Genomic DNA, 17,312 nt, shown 5'->3' on the forward strand with positions numbered 1-17,312 from the left:
TTGCGCACGAGCGCACGACCTCTGGCTGCGCCCGACCCGTGTGCTCGTGCAGAACTCGTGCGCTCAGTGCACCGGGGCTAGGCCGCAGACGACGACAGCACGGCGGTCGTGCGCTCGCCCAGACCCAGGGCGGATGCTGCGGCCAGCTGTTCGGCGGTGTCGACGTCGCGGCGCAGGGTCGAGTCGGCGGGCACGTCGAGGGGCGTGCAGCCCAGCAGCTTGTGGCGCGAGAAGGAGTCTTCGCCGAAGGCCGAGAGCCAGGTCGCGCCGGCCCGGGCGGTCACGAGCGTCGACCCCTCTCCCTCGGCGTCGGCGACGACGCCGCGCTCCACGGCCTGCGCGGCCTCCAGGGCGGTGTCGAGATCGAACGGGCGCAGCGCCGGCAGGTCGCCGAGCAGGGCCGCGCGCGGCACGTCGGACCCGGCGGCCGACACACCGGTCGCGATGGCTGCGTCGAGTCCGCGGGTGTCGCCCTCGCGGACGACGTCGACCGTCCGCATCCGGCGGACCGCGGCCGCGATGTCGGCGTCCTCGGTCACGACGATGACCCGTTCGACCGCCGTCGCTGCCGCCGCGGCCGCGATGGTGTCGAGCGCGAGCGCGCGGGCCAGCGCCGCGCGGTCGGGCGCGGCATCCGACAACCGGGACTTGCCGATGTCCGACGACTTCACCGGCACGACGACGACCCACCCGGGGCTTCCGTGTTCGGCCGGCGCGGGCGAGGAGCGCGGCGAGAAGCGGTCAGTCAGAGACATCCAGACAATTCTGCCCGAGGGAGCGGAGATCGGGGGCGGGCTTGCCGCGAGGCCGCGAAGGGTTCAGTCGGCGAAGCGCGCGCGCAGGCGCGGCAGGATCTCGGCCCCGTACATGCGCAGGAACTCGGCCTGGTCGTGCCCCGGGTCGTGGAACACGAGGTGACGGAACCCCAGCTCGACGTAGCGCGCGATCTTCTCGACGTGCTCGTCGGGGTCGGTCGAGACGATGAACCGCGATGCCGCGCGCTCCAGCGGCAGCTCGGAGGCGAGCCGCTGCATCTCGAGCGGGTCGTGCACGTCGCGCTTCTCCTCGGGCGAGAGGGCCAGGGGCGCCCAGAAGCGGGTCTTCTCCATCGCGGTGTCGTGGTCGGGGTGGTACGAGACCTTGACCTCGATCATCGTGTCGATGGCGTCGGCCTCGCGCCCGGCCTTCTCCAGACCCTCGGCGAGGGCGGGGAGCAGCGTGTCGGTGTAGAGCGCCGGGTCTTTGCCGCTCGTGGTGATGTAGCCGTCGGCGATGCGTCCGGCCAGGCGCGTGGCGGCCGGCCCCGACGCGCCGATGTAGATCGGCACGGTGTGGTCGGCCGGCGGGCGGTCGTAGATCGTGGCGTCCTTGACCGAGTAGTACTTCCCCTCGTAGGTGACGCGCTCATCGGCCCACAGCTTCTCGATGAGGATGATCGCCTCCTTGAGGCGCTGGAACCGCTCGGGCGGCTCGGGCCACTCGAGCCCGAGGGTGACCTCGTTGAGCGCCTCACCCGTGCCGACGCCGAGGATGACCCGCCCCGGGTACATCACACCGAGGGTCGCGAAGGCCTGCGCGACGACGCCCGGGTGGTAGCGGAAGGTGGGCGTGAGCACCGACGTGCCCATCACGATGGTCGAGGTGCGGGCGCCGAGCGCTCCGAGCCACGGGAGCGCGGCGGGGGCGTGGCCCCCCTCGTGCATCCAGGGCTGCAGGTGGTCGGAGAGGAAGACGGAGTCGAACCCCATCTCCTCCGCGAGCACGGCGAACTCCAGCAGCTCGGACGGACCGAACTGCTCGCTGGAGGCCTTGTATCCGAAGCGCAACGGGATAGTCATGTCGTCTCTCCTCTGGTCTGGCCGTGACGCGAGGGCGCGTGCGCGGGTTCGAATTCGCTTCCGTCCGCGGCGGCGAGTCGCTCGCGGAAAGCCTGCACGGTTCCGGGCCACAGGAGCGTGAGCCGCCCCGAACGATCGTCGACGTACCAGTTGCCGCACCCGGTGAGCCACGGGGTGGATGCGGCGGCGGTCGCGATCTCGTCGGTGTACGCCGCCTCGGCCTCGGGCCGTGTGCGCAGCACCCCGTCGGCGCGTCGGTCGCGCTCGACGAGGGCACGCACGACGTACGCCGCCTGCTCCTCGCTCATCAGTACCGAGGAGTTGTGGCCGAGGCTCGCGTTCGGCCCGTTGAGCACGAACAGGTTGGGGAAGCCCGGCACGACGGTCGAGGCGAACGACGTCATGCCGTCGGCCCAGTGCTCCGCGAGCGTAATGCCGCCCTCGCCGCGCACCAGCTCGGCGTAGGGCTGCTGCGAGGCGGCGAATCCGGTGGCCAGCACGATGACGTCGGCCTCGTACCGTGCACCGCTCCCGGCGACGAGGGTGCTGCCGTCCACCGACGCGAGGGCGGATGCTTCGAGGGCGACCGCGTCGGACGCGACCGCCGGATAGAACTCGTCGGAGAGCAGTACCCGCTTGCAACCGAAGGCGTAGTCGGGGGTGAGCGCCCGTCGGAGCGCGGGATCGGCGACCTGACGCTCGAGGTGGGAGTGGGCGACCGCGCGGGCGGCGGCCGAGGCGGCGGCATCGCCCGAGCGCGACGCGAAGCGCGCCTCGCCCTCGACGTAGAGCTCGGCGCGCAGCCGCGCGAGCTCATCGGGGTGGGTGGCGAACCTCTCCCGCTCCTCGGCGCTGTAGTCGCGGCCGCCGCGCGGCACGATCCACGCGGGGGTGCGCTGGAACAGCGTGACCTCGGCGGTGCGGGCGAGCTCGGGCACGAGCTGCACGGCGCTGGCGCCGGTGCCGACGACCGCGACGCGCGCGCCGGCGAGCTCGACGGAGTGGTCCCAGCGCGCGGAGTGGAAGATCGCGCCGGGGAACGATTCGAGACCGGGGATCGACGGCACGTGGGGTTCGGTCAGGCGCCCGCACGCCAGCACGAGCGAGGACGCTTCGATGGTCTCCCCGCCCGCGTCGATCCGCCAGAGGGCGGCCGCAGCATCCCACTCGGCGCCCAGCACGGGTGTGCGCAGGCGCAGGCGGTCGCCGAGCCGCTCGTGCTCGGCGACGGCTTCGAGGTAGGCGTGGATCTCGGGCCCGGGCGCGAAGGTGGCCGACCACGCCGGGTGCGGGTGCGCGGCGAAACCGTAGAGGTGCGACGGCACGTCGCAGGCAACCCCGGGGTAGGTGTTGTCGCGCCAGGTGCCGCCGACCGTCTCGCCGCGTTCGAGCACGACGAAGTCGTCGCGGCCCGCGCGACGCAGGGCCATCGCCATACCGAGGCCGGCGAACCCCGCACCGACGATGGCGACGTCGACCCGGGTCACGGGATGCCCGGCCCTCGGGTCGGGGTGCCGTAGTCGGTGGTGCGGAGGCGGAACGGGCGGAACAGGCGTGCGGCGATCCGCGAGGCGTCGGCGACGGGCAGCTCGAGCCCCTGCTCGACCCCGGCGTCGGGGAGCACGCGTCCGTCGAGGAGCGCGCCCCCGAGGTCGTCGCCGCCCGAGCGCAGCAGCTCGGCCGCAGCATCCCTCCCGACCCGGGTCCACGGGATCTGCACGTGCGGGATGCTGCCGGAGAGCAGGAGGCGTGAGACCGCCACCATCGCGCGGTGCTCGTCGAGCGGAGCGCGGCCCGCGACGAGTGGGATGCCGTGGCCCGGCAGGGGTATGGGCACGAACTCCGTGAACCCGTTCGTCTCGCCCTGGATGCGGCGCAGGTCGCGCAGGTGCGCGATGCGCTCGGCGGCCGTCTCGACGTGTCCGTAGAACAGCACCGACGTCGAGTGGAAGCCCGCGCGGTGGGCAGCGGTGATCGCCGCGACCCAGCGGTCGATCTCGACGTCGCCGGGGGCGACGAGGGCACGCACCCGCTCGCTCAGCACCTTGACGCCGGTGCCGGGGACGGTGTCGACGCCCGCGTCGCGGAGGGCGGCGAGGGCGCCGTCGAGGCCGAACCCGCCCCGGTCGGCGAGATCCCACACGTCCTGCGGGCGATAGGCGTGCAGGTGGATGCCGGGGGCTCCGGCCTTCACAGCTCGCGCGATCTCGAGGTAGGCGCGGGGATCCTCCGTCGCGTCGAGCCGGCCCTGCACGCACACCTCGGTGGCGCCGAGGTCGGCCGCGTCGGCGGCGATCTGCGCGACGTCGTCGAGGCCGAACGTGCCCGGGCCGCGGCGACCGGCGGCGTGGAAACCGGAGGACGACAGATTGCGGTTGACGACGAGGCTGACGGTCTCGCCGACGGTGTACCGGCGCACGTCGTCGGCCGTGGCCGCGAGCGTGTCGAGGTCGGTGCCCGTCGCCTGCAGCAGCGCCACCCACTCGGCGTCGTCGAGCGCCAGCGGATCGGCCGCGGCGGCCTCCGCCAACCGCCGGGTATCGCTGGTGGGCCGTCGGTCGCGCGAGGTGTTCCCGGCGCTGTCGGCGCGGCTTCCGCCCGTACTCAGGATGGGCGCGTCGCCGAACGCGGGCACGCCCGTGATTCCGGGGGCGGGCGACGGCGACGATGCCGATGAGCCTGAGTACGGTCGGAGGGGTGCTGCCGTCACGTCCGCGGCCAACCCGGTCGCGGGGTCGGCGAGGGTGGCGACGGCGGAGTGGAGGGCCGGGTCGATCCACCGGGCGGCGTCACGGACGAACGGGGGCTGGGCGGTCAGGCGCTCGCGCAGGGTGAAGCCGAGGTCGGCCGTCATGCGTGCGAGGTCGTCGAGGTGCGGCCACGGGCGCTCGGGGTTGACGTGGTCGGCCGTCAGCGGCGAGATGCCGCCCCAGTCGTCGGCGCCCGCGCGCACGAGGAGCGCGAACTCGGCCGCGTCGGAGAGGTTCGGCGGCACCTGGATGCGCATGTGGGGTCCGAAGACGAGTCGGGCGACCGCGACCGCGGCGACGTACTCGAGCAGATCGGCGTCGGGGGCGTCCTGCATGGCGGTGCGCGGCTTCGCCCGGAAGTTCTGGACGATGATCTCCTGCACGTGGCCGTGACGCTCGTGCAGCTCTCGCATCGCGATGAGCGACTCGGCTCGATCGCGGAGCGTCTCGCCGATCCCGACGAGGATGCCCGTGGTGAACGGGATGCCCGCCGCGCCGGCCTCGTCGATCACCTTCAGCCGCAGGTCGGGGTCTTTGTCGGGCGAGCCGAAGTGCACCTGCCCGGGCTCCTCGAAGAGCCGGCGCGAGGTGGTCTCGAGCATCATGCCCATCGACGGGGCGGTGGGGCGCAGCATCCGCAACTCGTCGGCGTGCATCACGCCGGGGTTCGCGTGGGCGAGCAGCCCCGTCTCGGCGGTGACCAGCCGCGCGATCGCGGCCACGTAGTCGAGGGTCGAGGCGTAGCCGTGCTCGTCGAGCCAGGCCCGGGCCTCGGGCCAGCGGTCTTCGGGCCGGTCGCCCAGGGTGAGCAGCACCTCTTTGCAGCCCATCGCCTGGCCCTGCCGCACGACCGCGAGCACCTGCTCGGGCGACATGAACGCGGGCTTGCGCTTCTTCAGCAGCTGCCCGGGGGTGTCGACGAAGACGCAGTAGTGGCAGCGATCGCGGCAGAGGGTCGTCAGCGGCACGAACACCTTGCGCGAGTAGGTGATGACGCCGGGTTGCCCGGCGGCGGCGAGTCCTTCGTCGCGGGTCGTCGCCGCGAGGTCGAGGAGCGCCTCGAGGTCGGTGCCGGTCGCGGCGAGCAGCACCTCGGCTGCGTCGGCGTCGAGAGCCGCGCCCCCGCGGAGTGCGTCGAGCCGGTCGGCGACGGGAGATACGGTGCTGCCGACGCTCATGGATTCAGGCTATCCCGCCTCCCGCGCGCCGGGGCCGACGGCCGCGGGGCGGATCGTTGTCGTCCTGTGAGCATCCGGCTCGGAATGACACGTCGACCGCTGGCAGGATGGAGGCATGGTCTCGCTCCTGCTCGATTCGACACAGCTCGAGGTCGTGCTGTCGCCGACCGAGAAGGCCATGACGTTCCGACGAGGCAACCTGCGCGTGCCGCGCGAGACGATCGTGCGCGCCCAGCTCACCGACGACGCGTGGACGTGGTTGCGGGGTGTGCCGAACCCCGGCATCTACCTGCCCGTCGCGGTCGCGATGGGCACGTGGAAGTCGGCCGGAGGCAACGATCTGGTGCTCATCCGCCGACGCCGATCGAGCGTCGTCATCGACCTCGAGGGTCACGACGAGTTCGAGCGGCTGATCCTCACGACGCAGCACGGCGCCTCGCTCCTCCAGGCCCTGCGTCTGGAGGTCGACGGCGAACCCGAAGACGTCGCCGCGATCGCGAAGAAGAAGCCCCGACGGCGGGGCTGATCCGGGTCAGTCGACGTCGCGACGCCAGGTCGTGAACTGCCCGATGACCAGGAACACGACCGCGTAGCCGAGCAGCACGAGACCGCCGACCCACCATTCGAGCGGTGCGGAGGCGCTCGCCGCCGCGACCGACAGGGCGCTGCTGCCCACCAGCGCGTCGCCCGCGGCGCCGGGAAGCAGGCGGACGATCGGCTCGATCCCCTCGACGAACGCGCCCGCGACCCGGGCGATCGGCTCGATGAACTGGGTGAACGCCAGCACGAGCACGATGGCCACGACCTGGTTGCGCACGACCGTTCCGACGCCGAGTCCCACGAGGGCCCAGAGCGCGAAGGCGAGAACCATGCGGGCGAGCATGGCCCAGGTGTCGCTCTCGCCGAGCAGGGTCGGAACGTCGGATGCGGCGAGTACGAGCGCGCCCGGACCGACGGCGGCGATCGTTCCGATCACTCCGTAGAGGGCGCCGATCGCCAGCGCCACCACGACCTTGCCGGCGAGCACCGTGCCGCGGCGCGGGGTGGCGAGGAACGAGGGGGTGAGCGTCTTGTGCCGGAACTCCGACGTGACCATCAGGGTGCCGATGAGCAGCGGGAAGACGTAGCCGAACGAGGTGGCGACGCTGTAGATCACCGGCGGGAGGGTGTCGAGCGCGACAGCGGGGCCGGTGCTGCCGGGGAGGGCTCCGGTGGCGACCGCGGCGAGGGCCCACCCGAAACCGGCCGCCACGACGGCGACGTAGACGGCGAGCACCAGGGCGAGGATCCACCAGATGGAGGTGGTGAACTGCTTGGTCAGCTCGGAGCGGGTGGCGGTTGCGAGGCTCATCGCTGCTCCTCCTCGGCGGGGTCGGCGGGCGGCACGATGTCGATCACGCCGGTGGAGGCGACGGTGAAGGCCGCGGTCGACGGCTCGGGCTCGGAGGCCGGCTCGGGCTCGCGAACGGGCGCGGACTCGGGAACCGGCGCCGGCTGCGGGGCCGGTTCGGGCTCAGCATCCGGCTCGGACTCGGGGGCGGGCTCCGTCTCAGCATCCGGCTCAGCATCCGTCCCCTGCCCAGGGGCGGGCTCCGGCCGGGGCTCGGGGGAGTCGGCCGCCGGGCTCGTCGATGCGTCGGCCGGGGGCACGACGACCGCGCCGTTGACGAGGTCGAGGAAGATCTCCTCGAGGCCGGCCCCGCGGCGTTGCAGGCTCGACAGCACGACGCCTGCCGCGCCGGCGATCGCGCCGACCTCCACCGGCTCGACCCGGTGCACGGTCAGGCCGTTGCGCAGCACCGCGTACTCGAGTCCGGCGGCCTCGATGGCGGCGATGAGGGCCGCGCGGTCGGGCGCGTCGACGATCGTCGCGTGCTCGCTGCGCTCGGCGAGGTCTTCGATGCCGCCCTGGAAGACGAGCTTCCCCGAGGCGATGATGAGCAGGGCGTCGACGGTCTGCTGCACCTCGGCGAGCAGGTGCGACGAGATGAGCACGGTGCGACCTTCGGCTGCGAGGGTGCGCAGCAGTCCCCGCATCCAGCGGATCCCCTCGGGGTCGAGGCCGTTCGTGGGCTCGTCGAGCACGAGCACGCCGGGGTCGCCGAGCAGCGCCGAGGCGAGTCCGAGCCGTTGACGCATGCCGAGCGAGTAGCCGCCCACTTTGCGTCCGCCGACGTCGGCGAGCCCGACGAGGCCGAGCACCTCGTCGACACGGGCGCGGGGGATGCCCCCGGCATCGGCGTAGACCCTGAGGTGGTTCGCAGCCGTGCGCCCGGGGTGGAAGCTGGATGCTTCGAGGGCCGCGCCCACGCTCTGCAGCGGTCGGTCGAGCTTGTCGTAGGTGCGCCCGCCGATCGTGGCGGTGCCCTCCGTCGGACGCACGAGTCCGAGCAGCATCCGCAGCGACGTCGTCTTGCCGGCGCCGTTCGGCCCGAGGAACCCGGTGACCAGACCCGGCTCGACGCGCGCCGTGAGGCCGTCGACCGCGGTGACCGGGCCGAAGCGCTTGACCAGCCCGCAGAATTCCAGCACCTGTCCGTCTGGCATGCCGACACCTCCCGTTCATGCGTGCGTTCCTTCCATCTTGGCGGAAACACCCCCCGATCCCGTATTTCCTTGGTTCTCTGACCGTGCTGCGCCCGGCGCGCTACCGTGACGGGGTGGATGCTGCGACCGAACCCCGTGTGATCGCTCGAGCCGCGAGCGGGCTCGGGCGCCTCACTCTCAATCGCCCCCGGGCGCTCAACGCACTCGACCTCGGCATGGTGAGGAGTCTGCGAGCGGCACTCGACGAGTGGGAGCACGAGCCCGACGTCGGGATCGTGCTGATCGACGGAGCCGGTGACCGCGGGTTCTGCGCCGGTGGCGACGTGCGCGGGCTCGCCGACCAGATCCGCTCCGGCGATGCCGACGCCGCGGGCGTCTTCTTCCGCGACGAGTACGCCCTGAACGCCCGCATCGCCGAGTACCCGACCCCGATCGTCGTCATCGCCGACGGCATCACCATGGGCGGGGGCATCGGCCTGGCCGGGCACGCGACCGTGCGCGTCGTCACCGAGCGATCGGTGCTCGCGATGCCCGAGACCCGCATCGGCCTCACCCCCGACGTCGGCGGCAGCTGGCTGCTCGGCCGGGCGCCCGGCCGTCTCGGCGAGTACCTCGCGCTGACGGGCGCGTCGATGAACGGCGCAGACGCCGTCTACGCCGGCTTCGCCGACCACGTCGTGCCGAGTGAGAACCTCGATGCGCTGCGAGACGCCCTCGAGACGCGGGCCGATCCGTCCACCCCGGCGGAGATGGTGCTGCTCTTCGACGAGACTCCGCCGCCGTCCCCGCTCGAGGCCGCTCGGGTATGGATCGACGATGCGTTCGCCGCCGACAGTGTGGGCGAGATCGTCGATCGTCTGCGCGCGCGGCCGGAGCCCGAAGCATCCGCCACCGCCGACACTCTCGGTGAGCTCTCACCCACGGCGATGGTCGTGACGCTCGAGGCCGTCCGCCGCGCCCGCGCGCTCCCGCACCTGCGGGCCGCCCTCGAGCAGGAGTACGGCCTCGTGCTGTGGTTCGCCGCGACCCAGCCCGATCTGCTCGAGGGCATCCGCGCGCAGCTCGTCGACAAGGACCGCTCGCCCCGATGGGCTCCGGCGTCGCTCGACGAGATCGCGCCGACCACGCTCGCCGAGGCGTTCGCGCATCGACCCGCCACCCCGCTCTGGAGCTGAGATGGCCACGACGACGAAGCGACGCCCGCGCACCTTCTCGGCCGCGCTCGACTGGTTCTTCTTCGTCTTCGCGGGTCTCGCGTCGGTCTGGCTCGCCTACCTGGGCTTCACCGAGACCTTCGTGGTCGGCTGGTGGGGCATCCCCATGGCGATCGCGTTCTGGGTGCTGCTGGCCTACCTCGTGCTGCCGCGCCTGCACCGCATCCTCACGGCCGTCTACGTGCCCGACTACTTCATCGGACGCGCCCGCACGAGCGACGGACTGCTCGGCGACCCGGTGAACCTGGCCTTCATGGGCTCGCGCGAGCAGATCGAGGCGGCGCTCTCGTCGGCCTCGTGGCGGCCGGCCGACCCGGTGACCCTGCGGTCGTCGTGGCGCATCATCACGTCCACCGTGACGCGCCGCAGCTACGACGAGGCGCCGGTGAGCCCGCTCTTCCTGTTCGGGCGGCAGCAGGACTTCGCGTACCAGCAGGAGTTCGCCGGCAATCCGTCTCAGCGCCATCACGTGCGCTTCTGGCGATGCCCCGACGGCTGGCTGCTGCCGGGCGGCTATCGCGTCGAATGGGTCGCGGCGGGAACCTTCGACACCGCGGTGGGCCTGTCGCTGTTCACCCTCCAGGTCACCCACCGCATCGACGCCGACACCGACATCGAGCGCGACCACATCGTCGATTCCCTCACGGCGGCGGAGCCCCGCGTGAAGGTCGACGTGATCCGCGACTTCTCCACCGGGTACCACTCGCGCAACGGCGGGGGCGACAGCATCCGTACGGACGGAGACCTGCCCATCCTCGATGTCAGCGCGGTCGAGACGGCGGTGGCGGCGTGACCTCCCGCGGAGAACGGGCCCCCGAGAAGCGGGTGGCGTTCGAACTGCCCGCCGCCCTCGAGAGACCGCGCGCCGACGCGTCGATGAAACGCCCGATCTCGACCACCGCGGGGGCGGCGCTCGTGCTGCTGCGCGTCGCGGCCGGATTCTTCTGGGTCACGATCGTCGCGCTCGACTGGTCGTCGTGGGTGGGCGTCTTCGATGACGATCCGACCGACCTCACCCCCGAGCTGCTCGGTGTGACGCTCGCGGCCTTCATCGTCGTCTGCGGCGGGTTCCTGCTCGGCGAGGCCGTCTTCGGGCTGCTGATCCTCCGCGGGCGCAACTTCCCCCGCGTGGTCGTGATGGTCTTCGCGGTGCTGTCGATCTCGACGGCGTTCACCGGGTGGTGGGCCCAGGGGCAGGACATCCGGGTGAACACCACGCTGGTGACCCTGGCGCTCGACATCCTCATCCTGCTGGCGCTGTCCAGCCGCAGCGCCGCCACGTACGCCCACCGCCGCCGGCGCGACTGACAGCCCCCGCACACCCGCGCCGGGTTAGCCTGTCGGATGCTGCGTGTGCGCGCGGCAGAGGAGGGTGAGGTGTTCGACAGCCCGGTGTCCGCGTCGGCGTACGAGGTGCTCGGCGTGACCGCCGACGTCGACGACGAGGCCCTTCGTCGCGCCTACCGTCTGCGTCTGCGGCAGACCCACCCCGACACCGGTGGTGACGCCGCCGTCTTCGTGCAGGTGCAGCGCGCCTGGGAGCTCATCGGAACCCCCGACGCGCGCGCGTCGTACGACCGCGGCCGCGGCACGCAGGCGCCCGAGTGGTCGGCGCCGCGGGCGAGTGCGCCTCGCGCCGACACGCGTCCGCGCGCCCGCACGCACGGCCAGCCCGGCGGGTGGCGGCGCGAGCGCTACCTGACCCTCGTGCGCGAGTGGGTCGGCCGCGGGGTCGAGCTGCCCGATCCGTACGATCCGCAGCTCGTCCGGTCGGCGCCGCACGAGCTTCGCCGCATGCTCGCCGACGCGCTCGCCGAGGAGGCGACCGCCCGCATCGTCGCCGATCTCGGCATGGGCTACACGGTGTGGCACGACGTCGACGCGTCGCGCGACGGCGACCCCGAAGACAAGCTCGACCACATCGTGCTCGGTCCGAGCGGGCTCTACGCGGTGCTCTCGGAAGACTTCGGCGGCCCGATCGGCTTCCGCCGCGGCGAGATCGTCGGCGCCCACGTCTCCGGCGCCCCCGTCACCGAGCTCGTCTCGCGGCAGCGCGTGATCGCCCGCGCCGCCGGAGTGCGCTTCAGCGGCGCGATCGTGGTGCTCCCCGACGGCGACGTGCTCGGCGCGGTCACCGACCTGGGCAAGGTGCGGGGGGTCCCCGTCGCCGTGGTGTCGCGGTCGGGGCTGTCGACCCTGCTGCGGCAGGGCGTGACCGGGGCTCGCGACATCGGCGGCACCGAGCTGTTCGACATCCGAACCCGACTGCAGCAGCGCGTCCGACACGTCTGAGCCGCGCGGAACGCAGGAGTAGCGGCGGGCTGGGGCGCTCTGGGGTTCCCGGAGGGGATGTTCGTCCTACGTTATGGACGAGATGCCCGGCGGAAACCCGCGTCAGCCGGCGAGGCCGAGCAGTTCGAGCGGGTGGGTGAGGCGCCACCAGGCCGACGGGGGCTCGATGTCTCCGGTGAGGCGCACCTCCACGGAGTCCGCATCGAGCGGGCCGGTGACCACGAGCGTCCCCACGGCGGCGCCCTCGTCGACGGCGTCGCCGAGCGAGAAATCGGTGGCGGGGGTGGCCGCACCGCCGTTCCAGAGCACGACGGCCGCGTCGTCGGCGGTCACGACGTCGACCGACTCGCCCCACGCCGTCTCGATCTTGCCGACGCGGGTGCCCGCGGGCACGGAGGGCTCGGGCTGCAATTCCGTCTCGATCTGCGCGAAGAGGCTGCGCATCGCCGCATCCCGCGTCGCGCGATCGGGCTGGCCGAGCACCGAGCCGAACACGCGCACGGTGGTGCCGCCGACCATGATGTCTTTCGCTGCGAGCAGGTTGTACGCGTCGAGCGTGCCGGTCTTGAGCCCGACCACCCCTGGGTCGTTCAGCAGGTCGTTCGTGTTCTCGACGCGGCCGGCGCCGGGCAGGTCGACCTCGGGCTTGGCGACGATCTCGGCGATGACGGGGTTCTCGAGCGCCTTCATCGCGAGGGGGATGAGCGCCTCGGGGGTGGCGGCGTTGCCGGCGACGATGCCCGAGGGGTCCTCGATCGTCACGCCAGAGATGCCGTGGGCGGTGAGCCATGAGCGCGCCGCACTCGCGAAGACCGCGTCGGAGGGGTAGAGGTTGCCCGCGAGGCGGTCGGCGTAGTTGTTCGCCGAACCCACCAGCAGCCCCTCGAGCATCTGGTATTCGCTGAGCGTTCCGCCGACGGGCACGTCGAGCGCCGATTCGCCGGCGGCGCGGTCGGCCCAGTACTGCCGCCGGTCGGCCGCGGTGAACGCGAAATCAGGACCGGCCTCGCCGGCGGCCAGCGGCATCTCGTCGAGAACGACGAGCGCGGTGACGACCTTGGTGATGCTCGCGATCGACTCGGCCTCCGTCGACGACGAAAGGACTGCCCCGGCTCCGGCGACGGTGATCGCGGCTCCGCCCTCGGTCGGCCACGCGGGGGTCGCGGCGGCGGCGGCGACCGGCTGCACGGCGACCGCCTCGATCTGCGGCGCGACCGCGTAGAGCGGCCAGAGCAGGGTCGTCGCGATGTAGGCACCGGTCACCGCGAGGATCACGAAGAGCGGCGTGAGCACCGCGGGCCGGAAGATGGAACGGCGGGGCGCGCCGGCGAGCAGGTCGGTGCCCGTCGCCACGGGGGCCGCGTCGACCGCGAGAGAGGCCGGGGCGGCGGTGGACGAGACACGGCTCTCGTCGACCCAGGTCAGCGCGGGGTAGCCGGAGGACTGCGCTGCGACGACCTCCGCGGGCGCGTCGTCGAGCACGGGCTCGGAGGGCTCTGGGTGCGGCGGGCTGCCTGCGGCCTCGACCGGCGTCTGCGCGAAGCCGTCTTCGACCGGATGCGGCGCGGTGGCGCTCTCGCGCGACGCACGCCGCGACGGCGGCGCGGTGGCGTCGGGTCCCATGCGCCTAACGTACCTCGCGGGCGGGTCTATACTCGCCTGGAACCACGGGAGTCCGGTGAGCCGGGCTGAGAGGAAGCGATCCACGCTTCGACCGTCGAACCTGATCTGGGTCATGCCAGCGCAGGGAGGAGAGAAAATGCACACTTCCGCGTCCCCATCCACCGGGACTCACCGCTTTTCGTGGCGCGTCGTCGACATCGTCGTGGCCAGCGTCATCGGTGTCGCCGCCGGGCTGGTCTTCTGGCTGTGGGGCCAGGCCTGGCCGGTGCTCGACACGGCCCTGGCGTTCACGCCCGGCCTGTCGGGGCTCCTCGCCGGGGGCTGGCTCTTCGCCGGCGTGCTCGGCGGTCTCATCATCCGCAAGCCGGGCGCCGCGCTGTACACCGAGATCGTGGCCGCGGTCGTCTCCATGGCGATCGGCACGCAGTGGGGCTTCACGACCCTGATCTGGGGCGTGGTGCAGGGCCTCGGTGCCGAGCTCGCGTTCGCGCTGTTCGCCTACGCCAACTGGCGCCTCGGCGTCGCCCTGCTCTCGGGCGCCCTCACCGGGCTCGCGGTGGCACTGCTCGACACGACCTTCTCCTCGGTCGCCGCGCTCGCGTTCGAGGCGCGGGCGGTCTACTTCGTCTCGGCGATCGTCTCGGGTGTGGTCATCGCCGGTCTCGTGTCGTGGGTGCTCGCCCGGGCGCTCGCCGCGACCGGCGCGCTCGACCGCTTCGCGTCGGGCCGCGCCTACCGCTCTCGCGAGACCACCGCAGCCGACGCCGCGTGAGATCGGCGCCTGCCGCCGTCCGCGCCCGCTCCTGGGGGTGGCGCCACGCCGGGCGCCGGCGCTGGGCCGTGCGCGAGCTCGATCTCGACATCGCCCCGGGCGAGCGCGTGCTCCTGCTCGGGGCGAGCGGCTCGGGCAAGAGCACGCTGCTGCGCGGCCTCGCGGGCGTGCTCGGCGACCTCGACGACGGGGAGAGCACCGGCGAGCTGATGCTCGACGGTGCTGCTCCCTCCGCCGCACGCGGTCGCGCGGGACTGGTGCTCCAAGACCCCGACGCGCAGGTGGTGCTCGCGCGGGCCGGCGACGACGTCGCCTTCGCCTGCGAGAACCTCGGTGTTCCCCGTGAGGAGATCTGGTCGAGGGTGGATGCGGCGCTCGAGGCCGTGGGTCTCGGAATCGGTCGCGACCACCCGACGGCCCGGCTGTCCGGTGGGCAGAAGCAGCGCCTCGCCGTGGCGGGGATCCTGGCGATGCGACCCGGCCTCATGCTCTTCGACGAGCCGACGGCGAACATCGACCCCGAGGGCGCCGAGCTCGTGCGCGATGCCGTCATCGCGGCGGCACGGATGACCGGCGCGACACTCATCGTCGTCGAGCATCGGGTGGCGCTGTGGGCCGACGCGGTCGACCGGGTGATCGTGCTCGAGGGCGGAGACGGCGGCGGGGTGGTCGCCGACGGCGCGCCCGCCGCCGTCTTCGCCGCGCACGGCCGATCGCTGACCGAAGCGGGCGTGTGGGTGCCGGGCGTCCCGGTCGAGATCGATCGGCGGCCCAGGTCCGCCGCATCCGAGATCCTCCTGACCGCGTCCGATCTGGCGGTGGGCCGTCGGGCGTTCGCCGCGCGCTCGGCGACGGTCGTCGCATCGGGCATCTCGGTCGACCTCCTCGCCGGACGAGCGCTCGCCGTCACCGGACCCAACGGGGCGGGCAAGTCCACGCTCGCGCTGACTCTCGCGGGGCTTCTCCCGCCCGCCGGGGGCGACCTGGGAGCGACGGCGGGCCTCGCGGGAGGGCTGGCGACGACGCCCTCGCGCTGGCGATCCCGGGAGCTGCTCACGCGGATCGGCATGGTGTTCCAGGAGCCCGAGCATCAGTTGCTCGCCACCCGCGTGCGCGACGAGCTCGCCGTCGGCCTGCGCGCCCTCCGCCGCGATCCCGACGAGATCGCGCGCACGGTCGACGAGCTGCTGGAGCGGTTGCGGTTGACCCGGCTCGCCGACGTCAATCCATTCACGCTCTCGGGCGGCGAGAAGCGGCGCCTCACGGTGGCGGCGGCGATCGCCACCGCCCCGCGCGTGCTCGTGCTCGACGAGCCCACGTTCGGGCAGGATGCCCGCACGTGGCGCGAGATCGCGGGCCTGCTCGATGGCCTCCGCGCCGACGGAACGGCCGTGGCCTTCGTCACCCACGACCGGGAGCTCGTGGCCGCGCTCGCCGACGCCGAGCTCGAGGTGGGGCGCTCATGAGTCTGACGACGCTCGGTCCTGCAGACGGACCGCTCGCCCGCCTCAATCCCGTGGCGAAGCTCGCCGCGACACTCGTGCTCACCGGCGCGCTGCTCGCCTCGATCGACCCCGTCTCGGCGGGGGTCACGCTCGTCGCGACGCTGGTGCTCCTGCCGTTCGCTCGGCTGCCGATCCGCGACCTGTGGTTGCGGCTCTGGCCGATCGCGGCGGGCGCCGTCGTGGCATCGACCGCCACCGTGCTCTACGGCCGGCCCGCCGGCGACGTGTACGTCGAGTGGGGCGTGCTGCGCGTCAGCGACGGCTCGATCGCGCTGGCGCTCGCCATCCTGCTGCGTGTCCTGGCCATCGCCGTCCCCAGCGTGGTGCTGTTCGCCACGACCGACCCGACCGATCTCGCCGACGGCCTCGGCCAGATCCTGCGCCTGCCGGCGCGGTTCGTGCTCGGCGGACTCGCGGGCCTGCGCCTCGTCGGCCTGCTCATCGAGGACTGGCGCGAGCTCGCCCTCGCCCGCCGCGCGAGGGGCGTCGCCGACGCCGGCCGGGTGCGCCGGCTGCTGGGTCAGACGTTCGCGCTCCTGGTGCTCGCGATCCGGCGCGGGTCGAAGCTCGCCACCGCGATGGAGTCGCGCGGCTTCGGCGCCCCCGGAGCCCGCACCTGGGCGCGCCCGTCGCGCCTGCACAGGCGGGACGCGGTGCTCCTCGCGCTCGCGTTCGCCATAGCCGCAGCATCCGTCGTCATCTCGGTGGGTTCCGGGGCCTGGCGCCCCATCTTCGGCCTCTGACGCGCGCCGCGCGGGCCTCGAGTTGCCGCGATGCGGGGCCTCCGGCTTCCGGGTGACCCCCGATCGCGGCAACTCAGCGCGTCAGGTCGCGTTCCAGAGGTCGCGGTAGAACTCCAGGCGGGCGGGGTCGGGCTCGACGCCATACGCGGCGAGCAGCTCGTCGGTCCAGCCGGGGCCGTAGTTCCACACCGTGCTCATCGCCGCGACGGCGATGTCGGCCCACCGGTCGGCGACCCCGAGCGCGCCGAGGTCGACGTGCCCCGACCACGAGCCGTCGTCGCCGATGAGGGTGTTCGGCGCGCACGCGTCGCCGTGGCAGACCACGAGGCGGTCGGCCGTCGGCGCCGTCCGCAGCGACGGCGGCACCTCGATGCCCCGGGCCGCCGCGGTGGCGACGCGGGCCTCGACGCCCCAGTCGAACGGGCACGTGTCGACGGGGAGGGCGTCATGCAGCGCGCGGAGTCCCGCCCCGATGGCCCGGACGGCGTCGCCCGGTCTCTCCACCCAGAGCGGGTCGACCGCCGACCGTCCGTGCAGGGCCGCCGTCACGAGCCACTCGTGCTCGTCATCGCATCCGTGGGAGAGCACCCGGGGCACCGGCGTGAACGGGGCAGCCCACCGCATACGTTCCGCCTCCGCCCCCATCGACGATTCGAGCGTGCGCGGCGCGTACTTGATGTAGCGGATGCTGCCCGCCTCCGTCGCCCGGAACGTCAGCCCGCCGATGCCGTTGCGCCACACCGGCTCGAGCGTCGCGCCGCCCGCGAGGCGGGCGACGCGGTCGGGGACGGCGGTCTCCGGGCCGGGCGTGAAGGTGCGCACCCACGCCGCGTACTCGTCGTCGACCATC

Annotated in this window: 16 protein-coding genes and 1 riboswitch; of the genes, 8 read left to right on the forward strand and 8 right to left on the reverse strand. The window is 73.1% G+C overall.

Annotation, left to right across the window (positions count from 1 at the left end; translation table 11 throughout):
- Positions 1–77: 77 nt before the first annotated feature.
- The 4 genes from cofC to cofG all read right to left on the reverse strand — a co-directional run bounded on the left by cofC (position 78) and on the right by cofG (position 5,766).
- Entirely contained in the window at positions 78–755 is a 678-nt protein-coding gene (gene cofC / locus DEU34_RS00510) for a 2-phospho-L-lactate guanylyltransferase (RefSeq protein ID WP_121147809.1), read from the reverse strand.
- Between the two features lie 63 nt (positions 756–818).
- On the reverse strand, positions 819–1,838 hold the full coding sequence (gene fgd / locus DEU34_RS00515) for a glucose-6-phosphate dehydrogenase (coenzyme-F420) (protein ID WP_121147811.1): 1,020 nt from the start codon (positions 1,836–1,838) through the stop codon (positions 819–821).
- The gene (locus DEU34_RS00520; RefSeq protein WP_121147813.1) at positions 1,835–3,325 is read right to left on the reverse strand and encodes an NAD(P)/FAD-dependent oxidoreductase; all 1,491 of its coding nucleotides are present in this window, start codon (positions 3,323–3,325) and stop codon (positions 1,835–1,837) included. Before DEU34_RS00520 ends, fgd begins: the two co-directional genes overlap by 4 nt.
- Positions 3,322–5,766 (reverse strand): 7,8-didemethyl-8-hydroxy-5-deazariboflavin synthase CofG, encoded by a 2,445-nt coding sequence (gene cofG, locus DEU34_RS00525; RefSeq protein ID WP_121147815.1) that lies wholly within the window; start codon positions 5,764–5,766, stop codon positions 3,322–3,324. The genes DEU34_RS00520 and cofG overlap by 4 nt, the downstream gene beginning before the upstream one ends.
- Before the next feature lie 115 nt (positions 5,767–5,881).
- On the opposite strand from cofG, the gene DEU34_RS00530 reads away from it, so the two are divergent.
- Positions 5,882–6,292, forward strand: a complete 411-nt coding sequence (locus tag DEU34_RS00530) for a hypothetical protein (RefSeq protein ID WP_121147817.1) — start codon at positions 5,882–5,884, stop codon at positions 6,290–6,292.
- Positions 6,293–6,298: 6 nt separating this feature from the next.
- On the opposite strand, the gene DEU34_RS00535 is transcribed toward DEU34_RS00530, so the two are convergent.
- Positions 6,299–7,117 carry an ABC transporter permease gene (locus DEU34_RS00535; protein ID WP_121147819.1) on the reverse strand — a complete coding sequence of 273 codons (819 nt, stop codon included), beginning with the start codon at positions 7,115–7,117 and terminating at the stop codon, positions 6,299–6,301.
- Positions 7,114–8,313, reverse strand: a complete 1,200-nt coding sequence (locus DEU34_RS00540) for an ABC transporter ATP-binding protein (protein WP_121147821.1) — start codon at positions 8,311–8,313, stop codon at positions 7,114–7,116. Before DEU34_RS00540 ends, DEU34_RS00535 begins: the two co-directional genes overlap by 4 nt.
- 113 nt (positions 8,314–8,426) lie before the next feature.
- On the opposite strand from DEU34_RS00540, the gene DEU34_RS00545 reads away from it, so the two are divergent.
- The 4 genes from DEU34_RS00545 to DEU34_RS00560 all read left to right on the forward strand — a co-directional run bounded on the left by DEU34_RS00545 (position 8,427) and on the right by DEU34_RS00560 (position 11,819).
- Complete coding sequence (locus tag DEU34_RS00545; protein ID WP_259459982.1) at positions 8,427–9,488, forward strand: enoyl-CoA hydratase/isomerase family protein; 1,062 nt, start codon at positions 8,427–8,429, stop codon at positions 9,486–9,488.
- Between the two features lies 1 nt (position 9,489).
- On the forward strand, positions 9,490–10,320 hold the full coding sequence (locus tag DEU34_RS00550; protein ID WP_121147826.1) for an LssY C-terminal domain-containing protein: 831 nt from the start codon (positions 9,490–9,492) through the stop codon (positions 10,318–10,320).
- Entirely contained in the window at positions 10,317–10,835 is a 519-nt protein-coding gene (locus DEU34_RS00555) for a hypothetical protein (RefSeq protein WP_121147829.1), read from the forward strand. Before DEU34_RS00550 ends, DEU34_RS00555 begins: the two co-directional genes overlap by 4 nt.
- Before the next feature lie 69 nt (positions 10,836–10,904).
- Positions 10,905–11,819 (forward strand): nuclease-related domain-containing protein, encoded by a 915-nt coding sequence (locus tag DEU34_RS00560; RefSeq protein WP_121147831.1) that lies wholly within the window; start codon positions 10,905–10,907, stop codon positions 11,817–11,819.
- Positions 11,820–11,921: 102 nt separating this feature from the next.
- Here the strand turns inward: DEU34_RS00560 and DEU34_RS00565 are convergent, their stop codons facing one another.
- A complete protein-coding gene (locus tag DEU34_RS00565) occupies positions 11,922–13,442 on the reverse strand; it encodes a D-alanyl-D-alanine carboxypeptidase family protein (RefSeq protein WP_121147833.1) in 1,521 nt (506 codons plus the stop codon).
- 34 nt (positions 13,443–13,476) lie between these two features.
- A riboswitch (TPP riboswitch) is annotated at positions 13,477–13,586 on the forward strand.
- Between DEU34_RS00565 and DEU34_RS00570 the strand changes: the two genes are divergently transcribed.
- The 3 genes from DEU34_RS00570 (at position 13,579) to DEU34_RS00580 (ending at position 16,462) form a co-directional block, all read left to right on the forward strand.
- The gene (locus DEU34_RS00570; protein ID WP_121147835.1) at positions 13,579–14,214 is read left to right on the forward strand and encodes an ECF transporter S component; all 636 of its coding nucleotides are present in this window, start codon (positions 13,579–13,581) and stop codon (positions 14,212–14,214) included. Its footprint overlaps the riboswitch before it by 8 nt.
- Positions 14,211–15,680: an ABC transporter ATP-binding protein gene (locus tag DEU34_RS00575; protein WP_259459983.1), complete on the forward strand. Its 1,470-nt coding sequence runs from the start codon at positions 14,211–14,213 to the stop codon at positions 15,678–15,680. The genes DEU34_RS00570 and DEU34_RS00575 overlap by 4 nt, the downstream gene beginning before the upstream one ends.
- On the forward strand, positions 15,677–16,462 hold the full coding sequence (locus DEU34_RS00580) for an energy-coupling factor transporter transmembrane protein EcfT (protein WP_121147840.1): 786 nt from the start codon (positions 15,677–15,679) through the stop codon (positions 16,460–16,462). The genes DEU34_RS00575 and DEU34_RS00580 overlap by 4 nt, the downstream gene beginning before the upstream one ends.
- Before the next feature lie 81 nt (positions 16,463–16,543).
- Here DEU34_RS00580 and DEU34_RS00585 read toward each other — a convergent pair whose 3' ends face one another.
- Positions 16,544–17,311 carry an aminoglycoside 3'-phosphotransferase gene (locus DEU34_RS00585; protein ID WP_121147842.1) on the reverse strand — a complete coding sequence of 256 codons (768 nt, stop codon included), beginning with the start codon at positions 17,309–17,311 and terminating at the stop codon, positions 16,544–16,546.
- Between the last annotated feature and the right edge of the window lies 1 nt (position 17,312).

The organism is Microbacterium sp. AG1240 (genome assembly GCF_003635115.1).
Classification (GTDB): Bacteria; Actinomycetota; Actinomycetes; order Actinomycetales; family Microbacteriaceae; genus Microbacterium.